This window comes from Psychrobacter sp. 16-MNA-CIBAN-0192 (genome assembly GCF_040309565.1).
GTDB lineage: Bacteria > Pseudomonadota > Gammaproteobacteria > Pseudomonadales > Moraxellaceae > Psychrobacter.
In genome coordinates this window covers 1-250 of record NZ_JBEOOX010000547.1, presented here as the reverse complement: position 1 = coordinate 250, position 250 = coordinate 1, and the positions used below count along the sequence as shown (strand labels likewise).

Genomic DNA, 250 nt, shown 5'->3' with positions numbered 1-250 from the left:
GAAGTAAAAGGCAGTTACTTCAACGACTACAAAGTAGATAATGCCAGTGGCGCAATGAGAACCTCAACCTCATTACTCGATACCGCACAATCAGTCACTGTTATTACAGATACAATTGTAAATGAGCAACTAGCAACAACCTTAGGTGAAGTACTAAGTAACGATGCGAGTTTAACGCCAGGATCTAAGCAACGTAATCGTGAAGTATTTAACTTACGTGGTTTTGAGTTAAGTTCATCAACCGGCTACC

Annotated in this window: 1 protein-coding gene; it reads left to right on the top strand. The window is 40.4% G+C overall.

Annotated features, from left to right (window positions below; all coding sequences use genetic code 11):
- On the top strand, positions 1 to 250 hold a 250-nt coding region (locus AAEY78_RS14325), incomplete at both ends, for a TonB-dependent receptor plug domain-containing protein (RefSeq protein WP_352340097.1).